This window comes from Agrococcus sp. SL85, assembly GCF_026625845.1.
Lineage (GTDB): Bacteria > Actinomycetota > Actinomycetes > Actinomycetales > Microbacteriaceae > Agrococcus.
This window is the reverse complement of record NZ_CP113066.1, coordinates 1,688,389-1,707,692: the sequence shown is the minus strand read 5'-3', so window position 1 is coordinate 1,707,692 and position 19,304 is coordinate 1,688,389. Positions and strand designations below refer to the sequence as shown.

The window sequence follows — 19,304 nt, the reverse complement described above, 5'->3', positions numbered from 1 at the left end:
ATACGATGCCCGCATGGATGCATCGACGCACCGGGACGCCACCGGCGCCGCCTTCCCCGACGGCGGCCCCGCCGCCGCCCGCGCCGCCTGGCAGCTGCTGGGCGCGAAGCCCGGCACCGTGGCCGCGATGCACATCTCCTACGCCGCCCGCGCCGCCCAGAAGGGCCGCACCCCCGAGGCCCCCGGCTACTTCCTGAAGCCCGCCTCCTCCCTCTCGACGGGCGGCGACTGGGTCGTCCCCGCGGGCACGCAGATCTTCGGCTTCGAGGGCGAGCTCGCGCTCGTCATCGGCCGCGAGGCGCACCGCGTCTCCCCCGCCGAGGCCTGGTCGCACGTCGCCGCCGTGACCGCCGCGAACGACCTCGGCGTCTTCGACCTCCGCTGGGCCGACAAGGGCGCCAACGTGCGCTCGAAGGGCGGCGACGGCGCCACGCCGATCGGGCCGACGCTCCTCGACGCCGCACGCCTCGACCCCGCCGCGATCGAGCTGCGCACGTGGCTCGACGGCGAGCTCGTGCAGGCCGACGAGACCGGCACCCTGCTGTTCTCGCTGGCCGAGATCGTCGCCGACCTCTCGCAGACCCTCACCCTCTCCCCCGGCGACGTCATCCTCACCGGCACGCCCGCGGGCGCCTCCACGTTCCTGCCCGGCCAGACGGTCGAGGTCGAGGTCGCGGCCACGACGCTCGACGGCGAGCGCGTCAGCACCGGCCGCCTCGCCACGACCGTGCGCGTCGGCGAGCACGTGCTGCCGCCGCGCAGCGCCCAGCCGAAGGCGACCCCCGAGCAGTGGGCAGACGCCTCCGGGCGCCCGATCGCCGAGTTCCAGCCCGCCGCCGAGCCCGTGCTCACGCCGCGGCTGCGCGAGCAGCTCTCGACCGTCGCGCTCGCGACCCTGTCGTCGCTGCTGCGCAAGCGCGGGATGGACAACGTCTCGATCGACGGCCTCCGCCCCACGCGGCCCGGCGCGCGCCTCGTCGGCACGGCCCGCACCCTGCGCTACGTGCCGAACCGCGAGGACCTCTTCCGCAGCCACGGCGGCGGCTACAACGCGCAGAAGCGCCTCTTCGACTCGCTGCGCGAGGGCGACGTCGTCGTCATCGAGGCGCGCGGCGAGACGCGCTCGGGCACGCTCGGCGACATCCTCGCGCTCCGCGCCCGCCACCTCGGCGCCGCGGGCCTCATCACCGACGGCGGCGTGCGCGACCTCGACGTCGTGACCGAGATCGGCATCCCCACGTGGCACGCCGGCGGCCACCCCGCGGTGCTCGGCCGCCTCCACGTGCCGTGGAGCGTCGACGAGACCGTCGCGTGCGGCGGCACCACGGTGCAGCCGGGCGACATCGTGGTCGGCGACGGCGACGGCCTGCTCGTCATCCCGCCCGGCATCGCCCAGGAGCTCGCCGACGAGGCCGAGCGGCAGGAGGCCGAGGAGTCCTTCATCGCGCGCATGGTCGAGGAGGGCCACCCCGTCGACGGGCTGTTCCCGATGGACGCCGCGTGGCGGGCGCGCTTCGAGGCCGAGGCCGCCTCCGAGGCCGGCGCATGACCGCCGAGGCGACGCAGCTGAGCAAGTCGCAGCTCGCCTTCCGCGTCGTGCACGACCGCATCGTCGACGGCACCTACCCGCCCGGCCAGCGCCTCGTGCTCGACGCGATCGGCAGCGAGCTCGGCATGAGCGTCGTGCCCGTGCGCGAGGCGATCCGCCGGCTCGAGGCGGAGGGCCTCGTCACCTTCGAGCGCAACGTCGGCGCCCGCGTCGCCGAGATCGACGAGCACGAGTACTGGGACACGATGGAGACGCTCTCGTACGTGGAGGGCGCCGCCGCCCACGTCGCCGTGCCCTTCGTGACGGCCGCCGCCGTCGCCCGCGCCCGCGAGCTCAACGCGCAGCTGCGCGGCATGCTCGACGACCTCGACCCCGTCGCGTTCACGCGCACGAACGAGCTGCTGCACCGCACGCTCACCGACCCGTGCCCCAACGCGCACCTGCGCGACCTCGTCGACCGCGGCTGGCGCAGGCTCTCGCGCCTGCGCGCCTCGACCTTCTCGTTCGTGCCCGCCCGCGCCGCGGAGTCGGTCGACGAGCACGACCGCATCCTCGACCTCGTCGAGGCCGGCGCCGCGCCGCTCGAGATCGAGCTCGCCGTGCGCGCCCACCGCCTCGCGACCCCCAACGCCTACCTCCGCCGCGCGCCCCACGATGCCGCCGCACCCCGACAGGAGACCCGATGACGACCCGTCCCGCAGGCCTGCCCGACCACATCCAGCACTACATCGACGGCCGCTTCGTCGACTCGATCGACGGCGATCGCTTCGACGTGCTCGAGCCCGTGGGCAACGAGGTCTACACGACCGCGGCGCGCGGCAAGGCCGCCGACGTCGACGCGGCCGTCGCCGCCGCCACCCGCGCCTTCCAGGACGGCCCGTGGCCCAGCATGAAGCCGCGCCAGCGCGCACGCATCCTGCACCGCATCGCCGACATCGTCGAGTCGCGCGACGCCGAGCTCGCCGCCTTCGAGTCGTTCGACTCGGGGCTCCCGATCACGCAGGCGAAGGGCCAGGCGCAGCGCGCGGCCGAGAACTTCCGCTTCTTCGCCGACCTGATCGTCGCCCAGCGCGACGACACCTACAAGGTGCCGGGCAGCCAGATGAACTACGTGAACCGCAAGCCCAAGGGCGTCGCGGGCCTCATCACGCCCTGGAACACCCCCTTCATGCTCGAGTCGTGGAAGCTGGCGCCCGCGCTCGCCTCCGGCTGCACCGTCGTGCTGAAGCCCGCCGAGTTCACGCCGCTCTCGGCGTCGCTCTGGGCCGGCATCTTCGAGGAGGCCGAGCTGCCGCAGGGCGTCTTCAACCTCGTCAACGGCATCGGCGAGGAGGCCGGCGACGCGCTCGTCAAGCACCCGGGCGTGCCCCTCATCTCGTTCACGGGCGAGAGCCGCACGGGCCAGCTGATCTTCGCCAACTGCGCCCCGCACCTCAAGGCGATGTCGATGGAGCTCGGCGGCAAGAGCCCCGCCGTCGTCTTCGCCGACGCCGACCTCGACGCGGCCATCGACTCCACCCTCTTCGGCGTCTTCTCGCTGAACGGCGAGCGCTGCACCGCGGGCAGCCGCATCCTCGTGGAGCGCCCGATCTACGAGGAGTTCCTCGAGCGCTACGCGGCGCGGGCGCGGCGCATCGTCGTCGGCGACCCGGCCGACCCCGCGACCGAGGTCGGCGCGCTCGTGCACCCCGAGCACTTCGAGAAGGTCATGGCGTACGTCGAGATCGGCAAGTCGGAGGGCCGACTGCTCGCTGGCGGCGGCCGCCCGGAGGGCTTCCCCGAGGGCAACTTCGTCGCGCCCACGGTCTTCGCCGACGTCGCCCCGGACGCGCGGATCTTCCAGGAGGAGATCTTCGGCCCCGTCGTCGCGATCACGCCCTTCGACTCCGACGAGGAGGCGCTCGAGCTCGCGAACGGCGTCAGGTACGGCCTCGCCGCCTACCTCTGGACCACGGACCTCGTGCGCGCCCACACCTTCGCGCAGGCCGTCGAGGCGGGCATGGTGTGGCTCAACAGCCACAACGTGCGCGACCTCCGCAGCCCCTTCGGCGGCGTGAAGGCCTCGGGCCTCGGCCACGAGGGCGGCTACCGCTCGCTCGACTTCTACAGCGACCAGCAGGCCGTGCACATCACCCTCGGCGACGTCCACACCGCCCGCTTCGGCGCGCGCTGACGCCGCCCCACCCGACCGCACGCGCTCGACCCCGCACGCACTCGACCCCGCACGCACTCGATGAGGAGCCGCGACATGACCACCACGCCCGACCCGGCCAACACGAACCCGATCCCCACCCCGACGCTCCCCGCGCCCGACATCGTTCGCTGCGCCTCGATGGAGCTCGTCGTCACCGACCTCGCGGCCAGCCGCGCGTTCTACGTCGACGTGCTGGGCCTCCACGTCACCGAGGAGGACGACGAGGTCATCTACCTGCGCTCGTTCGAGGAGTTCATCCACCACAACCTGATCCTGCGCAAGGGCCCGGTCGCCGCGGTCGCAGCCTTCTCGTACCGCGTGCGCACCCCGGAGGACGTCGACCGCGCCGAGGCGTGGTTCCAGGAGCTCGGCTGCCGCACCGAGCGCCGCCGGGACGGCTTCGTCAGGGGCCTCGGCGACAGCGTGCGCGTGGAGGATCCGCTGGGCTTCCCCTACGAGTTCTTCCACGAGGTGGAGCACGTCGAGCGCCTCCACATGCGCTACGACCTGTACTCGGCGGGCGAGCTCGTGCGCCTCGACCACTTCAACCAGGTCACGCCCGACGTGCCGCGCGGCCGCGCCTACCTCGAGAGCCTCGGCTTCCGGGTGACGGAGGACATCAAGGACGACCAGGGCGTCACCTACGCCGCCTGGATGCACCGCAAGGGCACCGTGCACGACACGGCGCTCACCGGCGGCGACGGGCCGCGGATGCACCACGTGGCGTTCTCGACGCACGAGAAGCACAACATCATCCAGATCTGCGACAAGCTCGGGGCGCTCCGCATGAGCGACCACATCGAGCGCGGGCCGGGGCGCCACGGCGTCTCGAACGCCTTCTACCTCTACATCACCGACCCGGACGGCCACCGCGTCGAGATCTACACGCAGGACTACTGGACGGGCGATCCCGACAACCCCGTCATCACGTGGGACGTGCACGACAACCAGCGCCGCGACTGGTGGGGCAACCCCGTCGTGCCCTCCTGGTACACGGAGGCCTCCCCCGTGCTCGACCTCGACGGGAACGTCGTCGAGACCGTGGCCCGCACCGATTCCTCCGAGATGGCGGTGACGATCGGCGCCGACGGCTTCTCGTACACGCGCGCCGGCGACGAGGACGGCACCTACCGCGGCGAGGCCGCGAAGGGCTTCAAGCTCGGGAACCAGCTGTGACCGAGGCGCCGCGCCATCTGCGGCCCGGCCGCGGGCTCTCGGACGAGGCGGTGGGCGCGATCGCCGCGGAGCTCGCCGAGGCGACCCGCGCCCGTACGACGATCGAGCGCATCTCGACCCGCTACCCGGACGCGACGATCGAGGACTCCTACGCGATCCAGCGGATCTGGCGCGAGCACCGCCTCGCCGACGGCCGCCGCGTCGTGGGCCGGAAGATCGGGCTCACCTCGCGGGCGATGCAGGAGGCGACGGGCATCACCGAGCCCGACTACGGCGTGATCCTCGACGACCAGGTGCTCCGCTCGGGCGAGGTGCTCGAGCACGGCCGCTGGTCGAACGTGCGTGTGGAGGTCGAGCTGGCGTTCGTGCTGCGCGCGCCGCTCGAGGGCCCGCAGCCCGGTGCGCCGGCGCTCACGGTCGACGACGTGCTCGAGGCCACCGAGGCCGTCGTGCCCGCCATCGAGATCCTCGACTCCCACATCGAGCTCGCCGGCCGCACGATCGTCGACACCATCAGCGACAACGCGGCCCTCGGCGCCGTCGTCGTGGGCGACGCCGAGATCGGCCCGCGCGACCGCGACCTCTCGTGGATCGGCGCGCTGTGCGTGGTGAACGACGAGGTCATCGAGACGGGCGTCTCGGGCGGCGTGCTCGGCCACCCCGCGCACGGGGTCGCCTGGCTCGCGGGCAAGCTCGCGCAGCACGGCGATCGACTCGAGGCGGGCGACCTCGTGCTCGCCGGCTCGTTCACCCGGCCCGTGTGGGTGCACCCGGGCGACCGCGTGCGGGTGGAGTTCCAGGACCTGGGCGTCGTGGAGGCGTCGTTCCGATGAGCGGCGCAGCCATGGACCACCGGGGCGGCACCGCGCGCGACGCCCTCGCCGGCGCCGACCGTCCGCTCGTCGGCCTCTGGAACGCGACGGGCGACCCGATCACCGCCGAGATCCTCGCCGGCTCCGGCGCCGACCTGCTGCTCGTCGACGGCGAGCACGGGCCGCTGGGCCTGCGCGAGATCCTCGCCGTGCTGCAGGCCGCGGAGGCGTACCCGATCACGAGCCTCGTGCGCGTGCCGTGGAACGATCCCGTCGTCATCAAGCAGGTGCTCGACCTCGGCGCGCGCAGCCTCATCGTGCCGATGGTGTCGAGCCCCGCGGAGGCGGAGGCCGCCGTGCGCGCCGCGCGCTACCCCGGCGCGGCCGGCGAGCGGGAGGGCGGCCGCGGCATCGGCTCCGCGCTCGCCCGCTCCTCCCGCTGGGGCCGCATCGCCGGCTACGTGGGCGAGGCGGACGCGCACGTCTCGGTCGTCGTGCAGATCGAGACCGCGGAGGGCGTCGCGAACGCAGCCGCCATCGCCGCCGTCGACGGCGTCGACGCCGTCTTCGTCGGCCCCGCCGACCTCGCGGGCTCGCTCGGGCATCCGGGCGACCCGGGCCACCCCGACGTCGTCGCCGCCGTCGACGCGACGATCGACGCCGTGCGCGGCGCAGGCGTGCCCGTGGGCGTCAACGCCTTCGCGCCCGCCGACGCCGACCGCGTCATCGCGCGCGGCGCGGCCTTCGTCGTCGTCGGCGCCGACGTCACGATCCTCGCCCGCGGCGCCGAGGCCGCCGTCGCGCGCCTGCGGCCCCAGCAGGGCCCCACCGACAGCTACTGACCCGCGGCGCCGCGAGCAGCGGCGCGCGACCTCGAAGGAGAGGCCATGCAGTTCCACCACCACGGCTACGTCACCACCGACCCGCGCGTCCTGCCCGCGGCGGGCATCGGCCTCGACCGCCCGGCGGAGCTGCCGGACGAGATGGACGTGCTCATCGTGGGCACGGGCCCCGCCGGCGCGCTGCTCGGTGCGCAGCTGTCGATGTACCCGGAGGTCCACACGCGCATCATCGAGCGCCGCGAGGGGCGCCTCGAGCGCGGCCAGGCCGACGGCCTGCAGGCCCGCTCGATCGAGACCTTCCAGGCCTTCGGCTTCGCCGAGCGGCTGCTCGCCGAGGCGTACCGCATCACCGAGATGCAGTTCTGGCGCCCGGACCCGGCGGATCGCAGCCGCATCCGCCGCGCCGACCGCACGCTCGACTCCGCGGGCGTCCCGGGCTCGCAGCTGAGCGAGTTCCCGCACGTCATCTGCAACCAGGCGCGCGTGCAGGACTACTTCACGGAGTTCATGGAGCGCTCGCCGAGCCGCATGCGCCCCGACCACGGCTGGGAGCTCGTCGACCTCGAGGTCGAGGACGGCGCGAGCCACCCCGTGCGCGCGACGCTGCGCCGCACCGCCGGCCCCGACGCGGGCGCCGAGCGCGTCGTGCGCGCCCGCTACGCCGTCGGCTGCGACGGCGCACGCTCGAACGTGCGCCGCGCGATCGGCGGGCAGCTGCGCGGCGACTCCCGCAACCACGCGTGGGGCGTCATGGACGTGCTCGTCGACACCGACTTCCCCGACATCCGCACGAAGTGCGCGATCCAGTCGGAGGCCGGCAGCATCCTGCTCATCCCCCGCGAGGGCAACGCGCTCTGCCGCATCTACGTCGACCTCGGCGACATCGCCCCCGAGCAGAGCGCGACGGTGCGCGAGACGCCCCTGTCGCGCATCATCGGCATCGCGCAGGCCATCGTCGCGCCCTACCGGCTCGAGGTGCGCGACGTCGCCTGGTGGAGCGTCTACGAGGTGGGCCAGCGCCTCACCGACACCTTCGACGACGTGCGGCCCGAGGAGCGCGGCACCGTCGAGCCGCGCGTCTTCATCGCGGGCGACGCGTGCCACACGCACTCCGCGAAGGCCGGGCAGGGCATGAACGTGTCGATGCAGGACACCTTCAACCTGGGCTGGAAGCTCGGCTCGGTGCTCACGGGCCGCAGCCCCGCGGCGCTCCTCGACACGTACTCGACCGAGCGCCAGGAGGTCGCGCAGCAGGCTCATCGACTTCGACCGCGAGTGGTCGACGCTCATGGGCGCGCGCGTGCTCGACCCCGAGCACCCGGAGCTCGGCGGCGTCGATCCCGCGGAGGTCACCGCGCACTACCTCAAGAGCGAGGTGCAGGCCTCCGGCTTCGGCACCACGTACCACCCCTCGCTCACGACCGCCGACGCCGCGCACCAGGCGCTCGCCACGGGCTTCCCCATCGGGAGGCGGTTCTGGTCGGCGCCCGTGGTGCGCGTCTGCGACGCCGTGCCGATGGAGCTCGGCCACCACATGCGCGCCGACGGCCGCTGGCGCCTCTACGCCTTCGCGGGGCCCGAGGCCCCGCGCGAGGGCGGCGCGATCGAGGCGTGGGCGGAGTGGCTCCGCACCGATCCGACGTCGCCCTACGTGACGACGCGGCGCGAGGGCGAGGACGCGGGCGCCGTCTTCGACGTCAAGGTGATCTGGCAGCAGGACCACGACCTCGTGGAGCCGGGCGACGTGCCCGCGGTCTTCCGGCCGCGCTTCGGGCCGTTCCAGGTGATCGACGAGGAGCTCGTCCACGCGGCCGACCCGGCCGACGACATCTTCGAGCGCCGGGGCGTCTCGCGCGAGGGCGCGGTCGTGGTCGTGCGGCCCGACATGTTCGTGGCGACCATCTTGCCGCTGACCGACACCGCGGGCCTGGCGGCGTTCTTCGACGGCCTGCTGCTGCCGGCCGAGCACCGGCACGACCCCGCCGTGGCGATCGAGCCGCAGGTGGGCGAGCTGCTGCGCGAGCGCGGGAAGGTGAGCGCCGAGGCCTGAGCCGCGCGGGGCGTCAGCGGCGGGTCGACCAGAGCGCCGCCGCGACGAGCACCGGCTGGAAGAAGAGCCTGCCGAAGCGCCGCCCGTCGGTGTCGAGGCCGAAGGCGTCGCGGCGGCGGATCCACTGCGAGACGTTGCCGGGGAGGACGGCGACGAAGAACGCGGCGGCGACGCTCCCCACGTGCCGCCGCCACGGTCGCGGGGCGAGCAGCAGCGCCGAGCCCAGCGCCACCTCGACGACGCCGGAGCCGACGACCACCTGGTCCTCGGTGAGCGGCGTCCACTCGATCGCCTCGTCGGGCACCTGCGCGCGGAACTCGCGCCGCGCGAACGTCAGGTGCGCGACGCCGGCGAGCACGAGCGCACCGCCGAGCGCGACGCGGGCCAGGCTGCGCGCGGCGCTCACGCCGCCTGCCCCAGCGCGACGAGTCCCGTGACCACGGCGACGAGCGGGAACAGTCCCTGCACGACGGCGGCGCGGGCCTTCGAGCGGTCGGTGCCCACGAGGTAGAGCGCGGCGCCCAGCATGATGCCGGTCGCCGCGAGCTCCACGGCGAGGCCTGCCTCGCGGGCACCGGCGACGGCCACGATCACGCCCGCGAGCGCGGCGAGGCCCAGCAGCAGGTTGTAGACGCCCTGGTTGGCGGCGAGCTGCTTCGTCTGGGCCGCCTGCTCGGCGCTCGTGCCGAAGACGCGGCGCGTGCCCGGCGCCTCCCAGCGGAGCGTCTCGAGCACGAAGATGTACGCGTGCACGGCTGCCGCGAGGAGCGCGGCGACGCCTGCGATGACGGCGATGTCCATGCCCGCACCCTACGCGCGGCTCAGTGATGACGGCTGCGCTCGGCCGGATCGCGCCCCGGTTGCGTCCCGGCGCCGCGGCCGACGAGCGCCGCGAGCACGCTGCCGAGCGTTGTCGCGGCGACGACCGCGTACGTGAGCGGTGCGCCGACGCCGAGCCCGGCGAGCAGTAGCGCGCTCGGCAGCGCGGAGCCGCCGAGCGCACCCGCCGCGATCAGCGCCGCGGTCGCGCGGGCGGCGCGGCCGTCGGGCACCGCGGCGAGCGTGATGCCGAGCACGAGCGAGTAGATCGGGCCGAGGCCGATCGCGGCGACCGCGAGCGCCGTCGCCGCGACGACGGGCACCGCCTCGAGCGCGCTCGCCGCGGCCGCGAAGCCGGTAGAGGCGAGCAGCGTCGCGACGACGAGGCCGGCGCGCGGGCTCGCGCCGCGCCGCAGCGCCGCGGCCATCGTGAACCGCCCCGTCGCGAGCAGCACCCAGAAGACCGACGTGCCGAGCGCGGCGGCGGCAGGCGGTGCCTCGAGCAGCGCGAAGGGCACGATCGCCGAGTGCCCGGCGAGCAGCGACTCCGCACCGACCGCGAGCGCGAGCGCGAGCGCCGCGATCGCGAGGAGCGCGCCGCCCGCGAGCAGCGCGCGAGGCGCGGCCGCGCCGCCCGTGGCGGCGACCGGCGTCGCCGTGCGCACGCGCGACGCGGCGATCGCCGCGGGGACGGCGAGCAGCACGACGGCCGCGCTCGCGACGGGCACCGCCGCCTCGACCGGGAGCGCGGCGAGCAGCAGCGGCAGGGCGGCCGCGACGATCGCCACCGTGCCCGTGAGCGCGACGAGTCGCCGCGGCGTCCCCGCGGCGCCGAGGCCGCGCACGAGCGCGGTCGCGGCGGCCTCGACGAGCCCGAACCCCGCGCCGAGCACGGCCGCGAGCAGCACGACCGCGACGGGCTCCACGGCGAGCGCGAGGCCGCAGCCCGCGAGCGCCTGCAGCACGGCGCCCGCGGCCGCGAGGCGCGCCGCGCGCACGCGCGCGAGCGCCATGCTGAGGAGCACGCCCGCGAGGACACCGGTGAAGAGCGCGGGTACGGCCGCGGCGAGGTCGAGCTGCGGGGCGGCCGCGAGTCGCGCGGGCAGGGTCGCCGGGACCGCGGAGGCCGACGCGCCGAGCGTGGCGAAGAGCAGCGCGAGCGCGGCGAGCGGCGACCCGCGATCAGGCCTCGGCATCCCGCGCCTCGACGTGCGCGGCCGCGGCGTCGGGCGCGTCGGCGTCCGGTGCCTCGGCGAGCAGCTCGAGCACGTGGCGGTAGGGCCGCCCGGTCGCGCGCGTCATGCCGAGCTCGCACGTACGGTTGCACGATGCGTGCGCGTCGGCCCCGATCCCGCGCACCTCGGCGGCCTCCGCGGCGGTCGCCGATGCCGTGAGCTCCGGGTGCAGCATGCCGCGATCCCCGGCGAACGCGCAGCAGCCCCACGCGTCGGGCACCCGCACGTCGGCGGCGACCGCCGCCGCGAGCGCGCGCAGGTCGTCGTCGATGCCGAGCTGCTTCGACGAGCACGTGGGATGCAGCACGAGCGTGCCGATCGTGCGCGCGAGGCGCAGGCGCGGCAGCAGCTCGCGCGCTGCGAACGGGACGGCGTCCTCCACGGCGACGCCGTGGGCGGCGAGCATCCCCGCGAACCCCTCCGAGCAGCTGCTCGCGTCGCTCACGACCGCGAGCCCCGAGGCGCCGACCTCGGCGACGATGCGATCGACGGTGCGCTCGCGGTTGAGGTCGGCGCCGGCCGTGAAGCCCTTCGACGACCACGGCGTGCCGCAGCACGTCGACTCGACGCCATCCGGGACGAGCATCGCCACGCCCGCGCGCTCGAGGAGCCGCACGAGCGCACGCGTCGCACCGTCGCCCCCGCCCTCCGCACCGAACATGCTCGACACGCACGCCGGCACGTACACGCCGACCACGGGGCCGTCTGCGGCGCCGACGCGCCTGCCGAGCGCGCGCCGCGAGGCGCCGCCCGCGGGGAGGTCCGCCGAGTAGCGCGGCACGGTCTCGTGGCCGAGCACCGCGCGCGCCGCGTCCGTCGCCGTGCGCACGAGCGGCGCGGGCACGTGCGCGGCGACCGAGAGCGCAGCGGCGCCCGTGCGGGTCACCGGTCCCCACGCGCGCGCGGCGGCGTGCCAGCCGGCGGCTGCGAGCGGCGAGGGCGATTCGCGGCGCAAGCGCTTCGTGAGGCTGCCCGTGTCGATCTGCACGGGGCACGCGGTCGCGCACATCCCGTCGACCGCGCACGTCTGCACGCCCGCGTACTCGTAGTCGTCGTCGAGCGACGCGGCGAGCGCATCGTCGCCGCGCGAGCGGGCGGTGGCCGCCGCGCGCCGCACGACGATGCGCTGCCGCGGCGTGAGCGTGAGGTCGCGGCTCGGGCACACCGGCTCGCAGTAGCCGCACTCGACGCAGCGGTCGACCTCCTCCTCGACGGGCGGCGGCAGCTTGATGCCGCGGAGGTGCGCGTCGGGGTCGTCGTCGATGAGCACGCCCGGGTTCATGATGCCCGCGGGATCGCACAAGCGCTTGAGCGCGACCATGACGTCGGTGAGCTCGTCGCCGTACTGGCGGCGCACGTACGGGGCCATGGCCCGGCCCGTGCCATGCTCGGCCTTGAGGTTGCCGCCCGCGTCGAGCACGAGGTCGACCATCGCATCGGTGAAGTCGACGTACCGCGCGAGCGCGGCGTCGCCCTCGAAGCGGTCGGTGAGCATGAAGTGGATGTTGCCGTCCTTCGCATGGCCGAAGATGACGGAGTCGCGGTACGCGAAGCGCTCGAAGAGCTCCTGCAGGCCGGCGCACGCGTCGGCGAGCGCAGCGGTCGGCACGACGATGTCCTCGAGCAGCGCCGTCGTGCCGCGAGGGCGGGCGCCCGCGACCGAGGCGTAGAGGCCCTTGCGCAGCGCCCACGCGCTCGCTCGCGTCGCGGCGTCGGTGTCGAAGCCCGCGGGCGCCTGCAGCGGCGACGCCGCGAGCACGGCCGCGCCGCCGGCGCTCGCAGCGTCGAGCGCCTCGGCGTGCTCGGCGCGGTACTCGACGAGAAGTGCCGCGTGCTCCCCCGGGGCGAAGCCGAGGATCGCGCCCGGCGCCCCCGGCAGCCGCTGGCCGACGGCGAGTGACGTCGCGTCCATGAGCTCGAGCGTCGCCGCGCCGGAGTCGACGAGCGCGGGCAGCGCGCGCGTCGCCGCGTCGAGCGAGGGGAAGACGGCGAGCGCGGTGCTCGCGAGCGGCAGCGCGCGCACGGTGCGGAAGGTCGCCTCCGCGACGAACGCGAGCGTCCCCTCCGAGCCGATCACGAGCCGCTGCAGTAGGTCGGCGGGCGACTCGGCGTCGAGGAACGCGTTGATGCCGTAGCCCATCGTGTTCTTGAGCGCGAACTGCCGGCGGATGGTCGCGACCGACGCCGGGTCGGCGAGCACGCGACGGCGCAGCCGCTCGAGCCCCTCGACGAGCGCGGGCTCGGCCCGCGCGAGCTCGTCGCTCGCGCGCGCATCCGCGGTGTCGACGACGGTGCCCGAGGGCAGCACGATGACCATCGACTCGAGCGTGCGGTAGGTGTTCTCCTCGATGCCGCAGGCCATGCCGCTCGAGTTGTTCGCGATGACGCCGCCGATCGTGCACGCCGTCTCGCTCGCCGGGTCCGGCCCGAGCCGGCGCCCGTGCCGCGCGAGGCGCGCGTTGACCTGGGCGACGGTCGCGCCCGGCTGCACGCGCACTCGGGCGCCGTCGTCGAGCACCTCGATCGCGCGGAAGCGCTGGCGCACGTCGACGAGGATGCCCTCCCCCGACGCCTGCCCCGACAGGCTCGTGCCGCCCGAGCGCAGCGTCACCGCCTGGCGCGAGCTCGATGCCCCGGCGAGGATGCGCGCGACCTCGCCGGCCGACTCCGCGACGACGACCGCGCTCGGGGTGAGGAGGTAGTGCGACGCGTCGGCGGCGTAGGCCGCAACGTCGATCGGGCGCGTGCGGATGCGTGCCGCGTCGCCGATCGCTTCGCGCACGAGCTGGGGCACGGCGGTGTCGAGCGATGCGGGCATGGTTCCTCCGTCGGGTCTGGCGAACTGGCGGTGCGATCGGGCGGCGCGCGCGGATCAGGTGCGCAGGTCGAGACGGCGGCCGTCGGGGCTGATCGCCACGAGGTCGGCGAGGGCCGCGCCGGCTGCGATCGGGGGCCTGCCGTGCCCGAGCACCGCCGCGGGCACCGCCGTCGCGGCGGCGATCGCCGCGTCGATGTCGACGCCCGCGCCGACGGCGACCGCGATCGCGCGGTCGAGCGTGAGCGTGGAGCCCGCGAGGGTCGTCGACCCCGCGAGCGTCGGCCGCCCGTCGACGACGTCGACGTCGAGCGCGCCGAGCCGGTGCCGCCCGTCGCCGAGGCCGGTCGCCGCCATCGCGTCGGTCACGAGGGCGACGCGGCCGGGGGCGGCCGAGACGAGCGCCGCGAGCACGACCGGCGCGACGTGGATGCCGTCGGCGATGAGCTCGAGCACGACGTGATCGCGCTCGAGCGCCGCGCCGATGGGGCCGGGGTCGCGGTGCCCGAGCCCGGGCATCGCGTTGAAGGCGTGCGTGAGGAGGCTCGCGCCGCGGTCGAACGCCGCGGCGGCACCCGCGGCGTCCGCCTCGGTGTGGCCGACGGCGACGACGACGCCCGCGGCGACGAAGCGGTCGATCGCGGCGAGCGCGCCCGGCGGCTCGGGCGCGATCGTGACGATGCGCAGCGCCCCCTCGCCGGCCTCGAGCAGCGCGTCGACGGCCGCGGGCGTCGGCGCCGTGAGGGCGTGGGGGTCGTGCGCGCCGCGGCGGCCGGGCGCGAGGAACGGGCCCTCGAGGTGCACGCCGAGCGCGCCCGGGTGGGTGGGGAGGCTCGCTGCGCAGGCTGCGCGAGGCGGCGAGCGAGCGCGGGGACGGGCGCGCTCACGAGGCTCAGCATCGCGCCGGTCGTGCCGTGCGCGCGGTGCAGCGCGAGCGCGGCAGCGATGCCCGCGGGCTCGGCGTCGTCGTAGGCTGTGGCCCGCGGCGCCGTGCGCGTGCAGGTCGACGAAGCCGCGCGCCACGCGCGGCGCGCGGTCGAGCCCGAGCGCCGGCGCGGCCTCGACGCCCTGGACCCGCGCGTCGGCGCCGATGCGCAGGATCGCGGGCGCGCCGTCGACGACGGCCCGCAGGCTCACGGCTCACCGCTCCTCCCGCGGTGCCGCGCCCGCCGCGCCGCCCGTGAGCGCGGATGCCGCGGCCCGGTCGAGCAGCACGAGGACGTCGCCGTGCAGCTGCAGCGCGGATGCCGGCACGTCGGGCGTCACGGGTCCCTCGAGCGCCGCCGCGACCGCGTCCGCCTTCGCCTCGCCGAACGCGAGCAGCACGAGGCGGCGGGCCTCGAGGATCGTGCCGATGCCCTGCGTGATGCAGTGCGTCGGCACCTCGTCGAGCGATGCGAAGAAGCGTGCGTTGGCCTGCCGGGTCGACGCCGCGAGCGGCGCGATGCGCGTGCGGGAGTCGAGCGGCGAGCCCGGCTCGTTGAACGCGATGTGGCCGTTGGTGCCGATGCCGAGCACCTGCACGTCGACGCCGCCGACCCGCGCGAGGTCGTGCTCGAAGCGCTCGGGCGCGCCGTCGTCGTCGCCGTCGTCGCCCGGCACCCGTACGCGCGCGGGGTCGAGCCGGAGCGTCGCGACGACCTCGCGCTCGACGACCGCGCGGTACGACTGCGCGTGGCCGACGGGGAGCCCGCGGTACTCGTCGAGCGCGAACGCGCGCGCCGAGGCGAGGTCGATGCCTCGTGCCGCGAGCGCCGCCCACACCGGCCCGGGCGTCGACCCGGTCGCGACGCCGAGCACGAACCCCGGGCGACCCGCGCCCGACGCGGCGATGCGATCCGCGGCGGCCTCCCCCGCGGCCGCGGCGTCGTCGACGATGCGCACGACCATCCCCTCGGCGCGCGACGGCGTCGCATCGCGGTCCTCGAGCGCGTGCACGGTCTCCTCGCGAGCGCTCATGGGTCAGCCCGCCACGAGGGATGCGCCGGGGATCGCGGCGATGAGATCGCGCGTGTAGTCCTCGGCCGGTGCCGTGAAGAGCTGCTGCGGCGTACCCGACTCGACGACGCGGCCACGCCGCATGACGTGCACCTCGTGCGCGATCATGTTGACGACCGCGAGGTCGTGGCTGATGAAGAGGTAGCTGAGGGCGAGGTCGCGCTGCAGCCCGACGAGCAGCTCGAGGATCTGCGCCTGCACGAGCACGTCGAGGGCCGAGACGGCCTCGTCGAGCACGACGAGCTCGGGCTCGAGCGCGAGCGCGCGGGCGATCGCGACGCGCTGGCGCTGCCCGCCCGAGAGCCTCGTGCGGCAAGCGGTCGGCGAGCCTCGCCGGGCAGGGCGACCTGCTCGAGCAGCTCCTCGACGCGCGCGCGGCGCGTGCGCCGGTCGCCCACGCCGTGCACGCGCAGCGGCTCCGCGATCGACTGCGCGACGGTGTAGCGCGGGTCGAGCGAGGCGAACGGGTTCTGGAACACCGGCTGCACGCGTCGGCGCATCGCGAGCAGCTCGCGTCGCGACAGGCCGGCGAGGTCGTGGCCGTCGATCGCGATCGAGCCCTCGGTGGGGTCGTCGAGCCCGAGCAGCATCTTGGCGGTCGTCGACTTGCCCGACCCCGATTCGCCGACGACCGCGACCGTGCGGCCGCGCGGGATGCTGAACGACACGTCGCGCGCCGCCCAGAGCTCCGCACCGCGCGCTGCGCCCCGCAGTCGGTAGCGGCGCCCGACGCCCTCGAGCACCGCGATCGGCTCGGGACGCGGCTCGTCCGCAGCGGGTGCGGCGACGAGGGTCGTGGTCGCGAGGCTCGGCGCCGCGGCGACGAGCCTGCGCGTGTACTCGTGCTGCGGCCGCTCGAGGATCTCCTTCGCCGGCCCCTCCTCGACGAGCTCGCCGCGCAGCATCACGAGCACGCGGTCGGCGCGCTCGGCGGCGAGCGCGAGGTCGTGGGTGATGAGGAGCACGGCCGTGCCGGAGCGCGCGGTGAGCGCGGCGAGCGTGTCGAGCACGCGGCGCTGCACCGTGACGTCGAGCGCGCTCGTCGGCTCGTCGGCGATGAGCAGCCGCGGCTCGCACGCGAGCCCCATCGCGATGAGCGCGCGCTGGCGCATGCCGCCCGAGAACTCGTGCGGGAACTGGTCGAACCGCTGCTCGGGATCGGGGATGCCCACCATCTCGAGCAGCTCGAGCGTGCGCGCCCGCCCGCGGTCGGCGCCCGCTCGGCCGTGCACCTGCAGCGCCTCGGCGATCTGCGCGCCGATCGTGTGCACGGGGTCGAGGTTCGACATCGGGTCCTGCGGCACGAGGCCGATGCCGGCGCCGCGCAGTCCGCGCATCGTCCGCTCCGACGCGGTCGAGAGCTCGGCGCCCTCGAAGCGCACGCTGCCGCTCGCGATGCGGCCGTTCTCGGCGAGCAGCCGGTTGATCGACGACGCGACGGTCGACTTGCCGGAGCCCGATTCGCCGACGACCGCGACGGTCTCGCCCGGGTGGATGTGGAAGCTCACGCCGCGCACGGCGTCGAACGGTCCGTGCGGGGTGCGGAACTCGACCCGCAGGTCGTCCACCGAGAGCAATGGGGTCGTCACGGTCGTCCTCCAGGGGTGGGGTGCAGGATGCGGTCGGCCTCGGCGAGCGCGCCGCGCCACAGGGTCTCGACGTCGGCGAGCGCCGTCCGCGACGGCGCGGGGTCGCCGTGGAGCCGGTTGGCGAGCAGCGCGACGCGCAGCTCGGGCTCGGTGCGCGTCGCGGCTGCCGCCCCGACGAACGCGCCGGTGAAGCCGGGATGGCCGAGCAGCAGGCGCTCGGCGCCGCGCCAGCGCACGCGGTAGTGGCGCACGCCCTGGCCCTGCTCGGGATCGCGCGCCTCGCGCAGCCCCGCGGCGATCGCGGGCGCGATGCCGAGAAGCTCGGGCCGCGCGATCGCGGCGGCGACGCGGTCGAGGCCGCGCGCGTCGCCGAACCAGCCCGCGTGGCCGGCAGGCGCGCCGAACGCGTGGTGGGCGTTGCCGTCGGCGATGCTCGCGCGCACGGGCCCGGTCCGCCACGCGAAGCCCCGGTCGTCGAGCTCGACGGGATAGGGGTCGCCCGAGCGCACCATCTCGCGCTCGATCGCGTCGCCGTCGGGCCCGGTCAGCGCCGGTGCGTCCGCGACGGGAGCGCTCGGCGAGATCGTGCGGGCGTCGAGCGGCTCGAGCACGAGCCGCCGCACCGCGTCGGCGAAGGGCATGCCCGCCACGCGCGCCACGGCCTCGCCCACCGCCATCATCCCGAGGTCGGAGTAGCGGCGCACGCCCGCGGCGCCGCGCGGCGCCATGCGCAAGGCGGCCGCGAGCGGGTCGGCGCGAGCGGCGGGGTCGAGGTAGAGCGGCCACCACTCGCGCACGCCCGCGCGGTGGCGGAGGAGCTCGTCGACCGTCGCGTCGGCGTGCGCGCCCGCGCGCTCACCGAGGAAGCGCGAGAGCGGATCGGTGAGCGCGAGCGCGCCGCGGCTCGCGAGCACGTGCACCGCGAGGGTCGTGAGCACCTTGCCGATCGAGGCGAGGTCCTGCGCGTGCGCGACGGTCGCGGGTTCGCCGGTCGCGAGATCCGCGGTGCCGGCGGCCGCGGCGCGCGCGTCGCCGTCGATCGCGATCGAGAGCACCGCGCCCGGCGGGGCGTGGCGGGGCTGCGGCGCGACGACGGTCGCGACGCCCGCCGCGGCGGCCGAGCCCAGGCCCGTTCCGGCGGCCATCACGCCGCCCATCCGTCGATGCCGAGGCCCGGCGCGGCCGCGAGCTCGAGCTCGTCGGCCCGCGCGAGCGCGCCGCCGCGCACCGGGGAGTCGCGCAGCCAGTGAGCGGCGTCGAGGTCGTGCACGAGCCCGGGGAGCCCCGCGGCGACGTGCGCCGCGGCGGTCACGCCGACGGTCGACTCGAGCATGCAGCCGAGCAGCACCCCGACGCCGCTCGTGGCCGCGAGCTCGAGCAGCTCGAGCGCCGCGGTGACGCCGCCGGCCTTCGCGAGCTTGACGTTGACGAGGTCGGCCGCGCCCATGCGCACGAGCTCGCGCAGCTCGCGCGCGTCCCACACCGACTCGTCGGCGAGGATCGGCGTCGCGACCGCAGCTCGCACGCGCGCGAGCGCCTCGAGGTCGGCGGCGGGCGTCGGCTGCTCGACGAGCTCGATGCCGAGCCCGTCGTCCTCCCAGCCGCGCACGAGCCGGATGGCGGCATCCGCGTCCCAGCCCTGGTTCGCGTCGACGCGCAGGGCGACGTCGGCCGCAGGGCCGCGACGCAGCGCCCGCACGACGCGGTCGTCGTGCTCGGGGTCGGTGCCGAGCTTGACCTTGAGGGTGCGGAAGCCGGCATCGACGTGGATGCGCGCGGTCTCGACGACGCGCGCGGCGTCGTCGACGGCGAGCGTCATGTCGGTGCGCACTCGGTCGGCGGAGCCGGTCGCGAGCGCGCGGTGGAGCGGGACGCCCCGCTGCTGCGCGTGCAGGTCCCACAGCGCGGCGTCGACCGCGGCGCGGGCCGCGGGGTTGCGTGCGACCGCGCGCGCGATCGCGCTCCCCCACGCGCCCGGCTCGTCGAGCGGCATGCCGACGACGGCGTCGCGCAGCGGACCCTCGACGACCGCGGTCGCGCCCGCGGCTCCCTCGCCCGTGACGCGCCAGCTCGTCGCGACCTCGCCCCAGCCGGCGCGACCGTCGCTGTCGAGCGCGCGCACGAGCAGCGCGTCGAGCCGGTCGGTCGAGCGCTGCGCCGTCGCGAACGCGCGCGTGAGCGGCACGCTCGCGCGCTGGGTGCGCAGCTCGACGACGCGGCTCACG

15 protein-coding genes and 2 pseudogenes are annotated in these 19,304 nt (G+C 75.7%); 7 read left to right on the top strand and 10 right to left on the bottom strand.

From position 1 onward, the window contains the following. Nucleotides 1–13: 13 nt before the first annotated feature. From OVA14_RS08450 to OVA14_RS08420, 7 genes and pseudogenes are all read left to right on the top strand, one after another. On the top strand, nt 14–1,549 hold the full coding sequence (locus OVA14_RS08450; protein ID WP_267503475.1) for a fumarylacetoacetate hydrolase family protein: 1,536 nt from the start codon (nt 14–16) through the stop codon (nt 1,547–1,549). Further along, complete coding sequence (locus OVA14_RS08445; RefSeq protein ID WP_267503474.1) at nt 1,546–2,235, top strand: GntR family transcriptional regulator; 690 nt, start codon at nt 1,546–1,548, stop codon at nt 2,233–2,235. Before OVA14_RS08450 ends, OVA14_RS08445 begins: the two co-directional genes overlap by 4 nt. Further along, a complete protein-coding gene (hpaE, locus tag OVA14_RS08440; protein WP_267503473.1) occupies nt 2,232–3,722 on the top strand; it encodes a 5-carboxymethyl-2-hydroxymuconate semialdehyde dehydrogenase in 1,491 nt (496 codons plus the stop codon). Before OVA14_RS08445 ends, hpaE begins: the two co-directional genes overlap by 4 nt. Nucleotides 3,723–3,797: 75 nt before the next feature. Beyond that, nucleotides 3,798–4,919, top strand: coding sequence for a 3,4-dihydroxyphenylacetate 2,3-dioxygenase (gene hpaD, locus OVA14_RS08435; protein ID WP_267503472.1), 1,122 nt, complete (start codon nt 3,798–3,800; stop codon nt 4,917–4,919). Then, entirely contained in the window at nt 4,916–5,752 is an 837-nt protein-coding gene (locus OVA14_RS08430) for a 2-keto-4-pentenoate hydratase (protein WP_267503471.1), read from the top strand. Before hpaD ends, OVA14_RS08430 begins: the two co-directional genes overlap by 4 nt. Then, complete coding sequence (locus OVA14_RS08425) at nt 5,749–6,573, top strand: HpcH/HpaI aldolase family protein (protein ID WP_324287995.1); 825 nt, start codon at nt 5,749–5,751, stop codon at nt 6,571–6,573. Before OVA14_RS08430 ends, OVA14_RS08425 begins: the two co-directional genes overlap by 4 nt. A 45-nt stretch (nt 6,574–6,618) precedes the next feature. Then, nucleotides 6,619–8,623 (top strand): annotated as a pseudogene (locus tag OVA14_RS08420) (FAD-dependent monooxygenase). Nucleotides 8,624–8,636: 13 nt separating this feature from the next. Here OVA14_RS08420 and OVA14_RS08415 read toward each other — a convergent pair. From OVA14_RS08415 to OVA14_RS08375, 10 genes and pseudogenes are all read right to left on the bottom strand, one after another. Continuing rightward, the gene (locus OVA14_RS08415; RefSeq protein WP_267503470.1) at nt 8,637–9,029 is read right to left on the bottom strand and encodes a hypothetical protein; all 393 of its coding nucleotides are present in this window, start codon (nt 9,027–9,029) and stop codon (nt 8,637–8,639) included. Further along, a complete protein-coding gene (locus tag OVA14_RS08410; protein ID WP_267503469.1) occupies nt 9,026–9,424 on the bottom strand; it encodes a DUF1304 domain-containing protein in 399 nt (132 codons plus the stop codon). Before OVA14_RS08410 ends, OVA14_RS08415 begins: the two co-directional genes overlap by 4 nt. 20 nt (nt 9,425–9,444) lie before the next feature. Continuing rightward, a complete protein-coding gene (locus OVA14_RS08405) occupies nt 9,445–10,638 on the bottom strand; it encodes a hypothetical protein (RefSeq protein WP_267503468.1) in 1,194 nt (397 codons plus the stop codon). Continuing rightward, nucleotides 10,625–13,495: an FAD-binding and (Fe-S)-binding domain-containing protein gene (locus tag OVA14_RS08400; protein WP_267503467.1), complete on the bottom strand. Its 2,871-nt coding sequence runs from the start codon at nt 13,493–13,495 to the stop codon at nt 10,625–10,627. Before OVA14_RS08400 ends, OVA14_RS08405 begins: the two co-directional genes overlap by 14 nt. A 54-nt stretch (nt 13,496–13,549) precedes the next feature. Then, nucleotides 13,550–14,629: an amidohydrolase family protein gene (locus tag OVA14_RS08395; protein ID WP_267503466.1), complete on the bottom strand. Its 1,080-nt coding sequence runs from the start codon at nt 14,627–14,629 to the stop codon at nt 13,550–13,552. A 3-nt stretch (nt 14,630–14,632) separates the two neighbouring features. Beyond that, on the bottom strand, nt 14,633–15,382 hold the full coding sequence (locus OVA14_RS08390; protein ID WP_267505536.1) for a glucosamine-6-phosphate deaminase: 750 nt from the start codon (nt 15,380–15,382) through the stop codon (nt 14,633–14,635). A 72-nt stretch (nt 15,383–15,454) separates the two neighbouring features. Next, complete coding sequence (locus OVA14_RS13845) at nt 15,455–15,697, bottom strand: hypothetical protein (RefSeq protein WP_420710668.1); 243 nt, start codon at nt 15,695–15,697, stop codon at nt 15,455–15,457. Between the two features lie 72 nt (nt 15,698–15,769). After that, nucleotides 15,770–16,998, bottom strand: a pseudogene (locus OVA14_RS08385) (ATP-binding cassette domain-containing protein); the annotation flags it as partial. Between the two features lie 77 nt (nt 16,999–17,075). Beyond that, entirely contained in the window at nt 17,076–18,224 is a 1,149-nt protein-coding gene (locus OVA14_RS08380) for a serine hydrolase domain-containing protein (RefSeq protein ID WP_267505535.1), read from the bottom strand. Next, nucleotides 18,224–19,303: a mandelate racemase/muconate lactonizing enzyme family protein gene (locus tag OVA14_RS08375; RefSeq protein WP_267503465.1), complete on the bottom strand. Its 1,080-nt coding sequence runs from the start codon at nt 19,301–19,303 to the stop codon at nt 18,224–18,226. The genes OVA14_RS08380 and OVA14_RS08375 overlap by 1 nt, the downstream gene beginning before the upstream one ends. Nucleotide 19,304 lies beyond the last annotated feature (1 nt).

What these genes read in the sequence shown, in the direction of transcription:
- OVA14_RS08425 (WP_324287995.1), top strand. Translation starts at nt 5,749, where the DNA reads ATGAGCGGCGCAGCCATGGACCACCGGGGCGGCACCGCGCGCGACGCC.
- OVA14_RS08405 (WP_267503468.1), bottom strand. Translation starts at nt 10,638, where the DNA reads ATGCCGAGGCCTGATCGCGGGTCGCCGCTCGCCGCGCTCGCGCTGCTC.
- hpaE (WP_267503473.1), top strand. Translation starts at nt 2,232, where the DNA reads ATGACGACCCGTCCCGCAGGCCTGCCCGACCACATCCAGCACTACATC.
- hpaD (WP_267503472.1), top strand. Translation starts at nt 3,798, where the DNA reads ATGACCACCACGCCCGACCCGGCCAACACGAACCCGATCCCCACCCCG.
- OVA14_RS08380 (WP_267505535.1), bottom strand. Translation starts at nt 18,224, where the DNA reads ATGGCCGCCGGAACGGGCCTGGGCTCGGCCGCCGCGGCGGGCGTCGCG.
- OVA14_RS08400 (WP_267503467.1), bottom strand. Translation starts at nt 13,495, where the DNA reads ATGCCCGCATCGCTCGACACCGCCGTGCCCCAGCTCGTGCGCGAAGCG.
- OVA14_RS08445 (WP_267503474.1), top strand. Translation starts at nt 1,546, where the DNA reads ATGACCGCCGAGGCGACGCAGCTGAGCAAGTCGCAGCTCGCCTTCCGC.
- OVA14_RS08410 (WP_267503469.1), bottom strand. Translation starts at nt 9,424, where the DNA reads ATGGACATCGCCGTCATCGCAGGCGTCGCCGCGCTCCTCGCGGCAGCC.
- OVA14_RS08390 (WP_267505536.1), bottom strand. Translation starts at nt 15,382, where the DNA reads ATGGTCGTGCGCATCGTCGACGACGCCGCGGCCGCGGGGGAGGCCGCC.
- OVA14_RS08450 (WP_267503475.1), top strand. Translation starts at nt 14, where the DNA reads ATGGATGCATCGACGCACCGGGACGCCACCGGCGCCGCCTTCCCCGAC.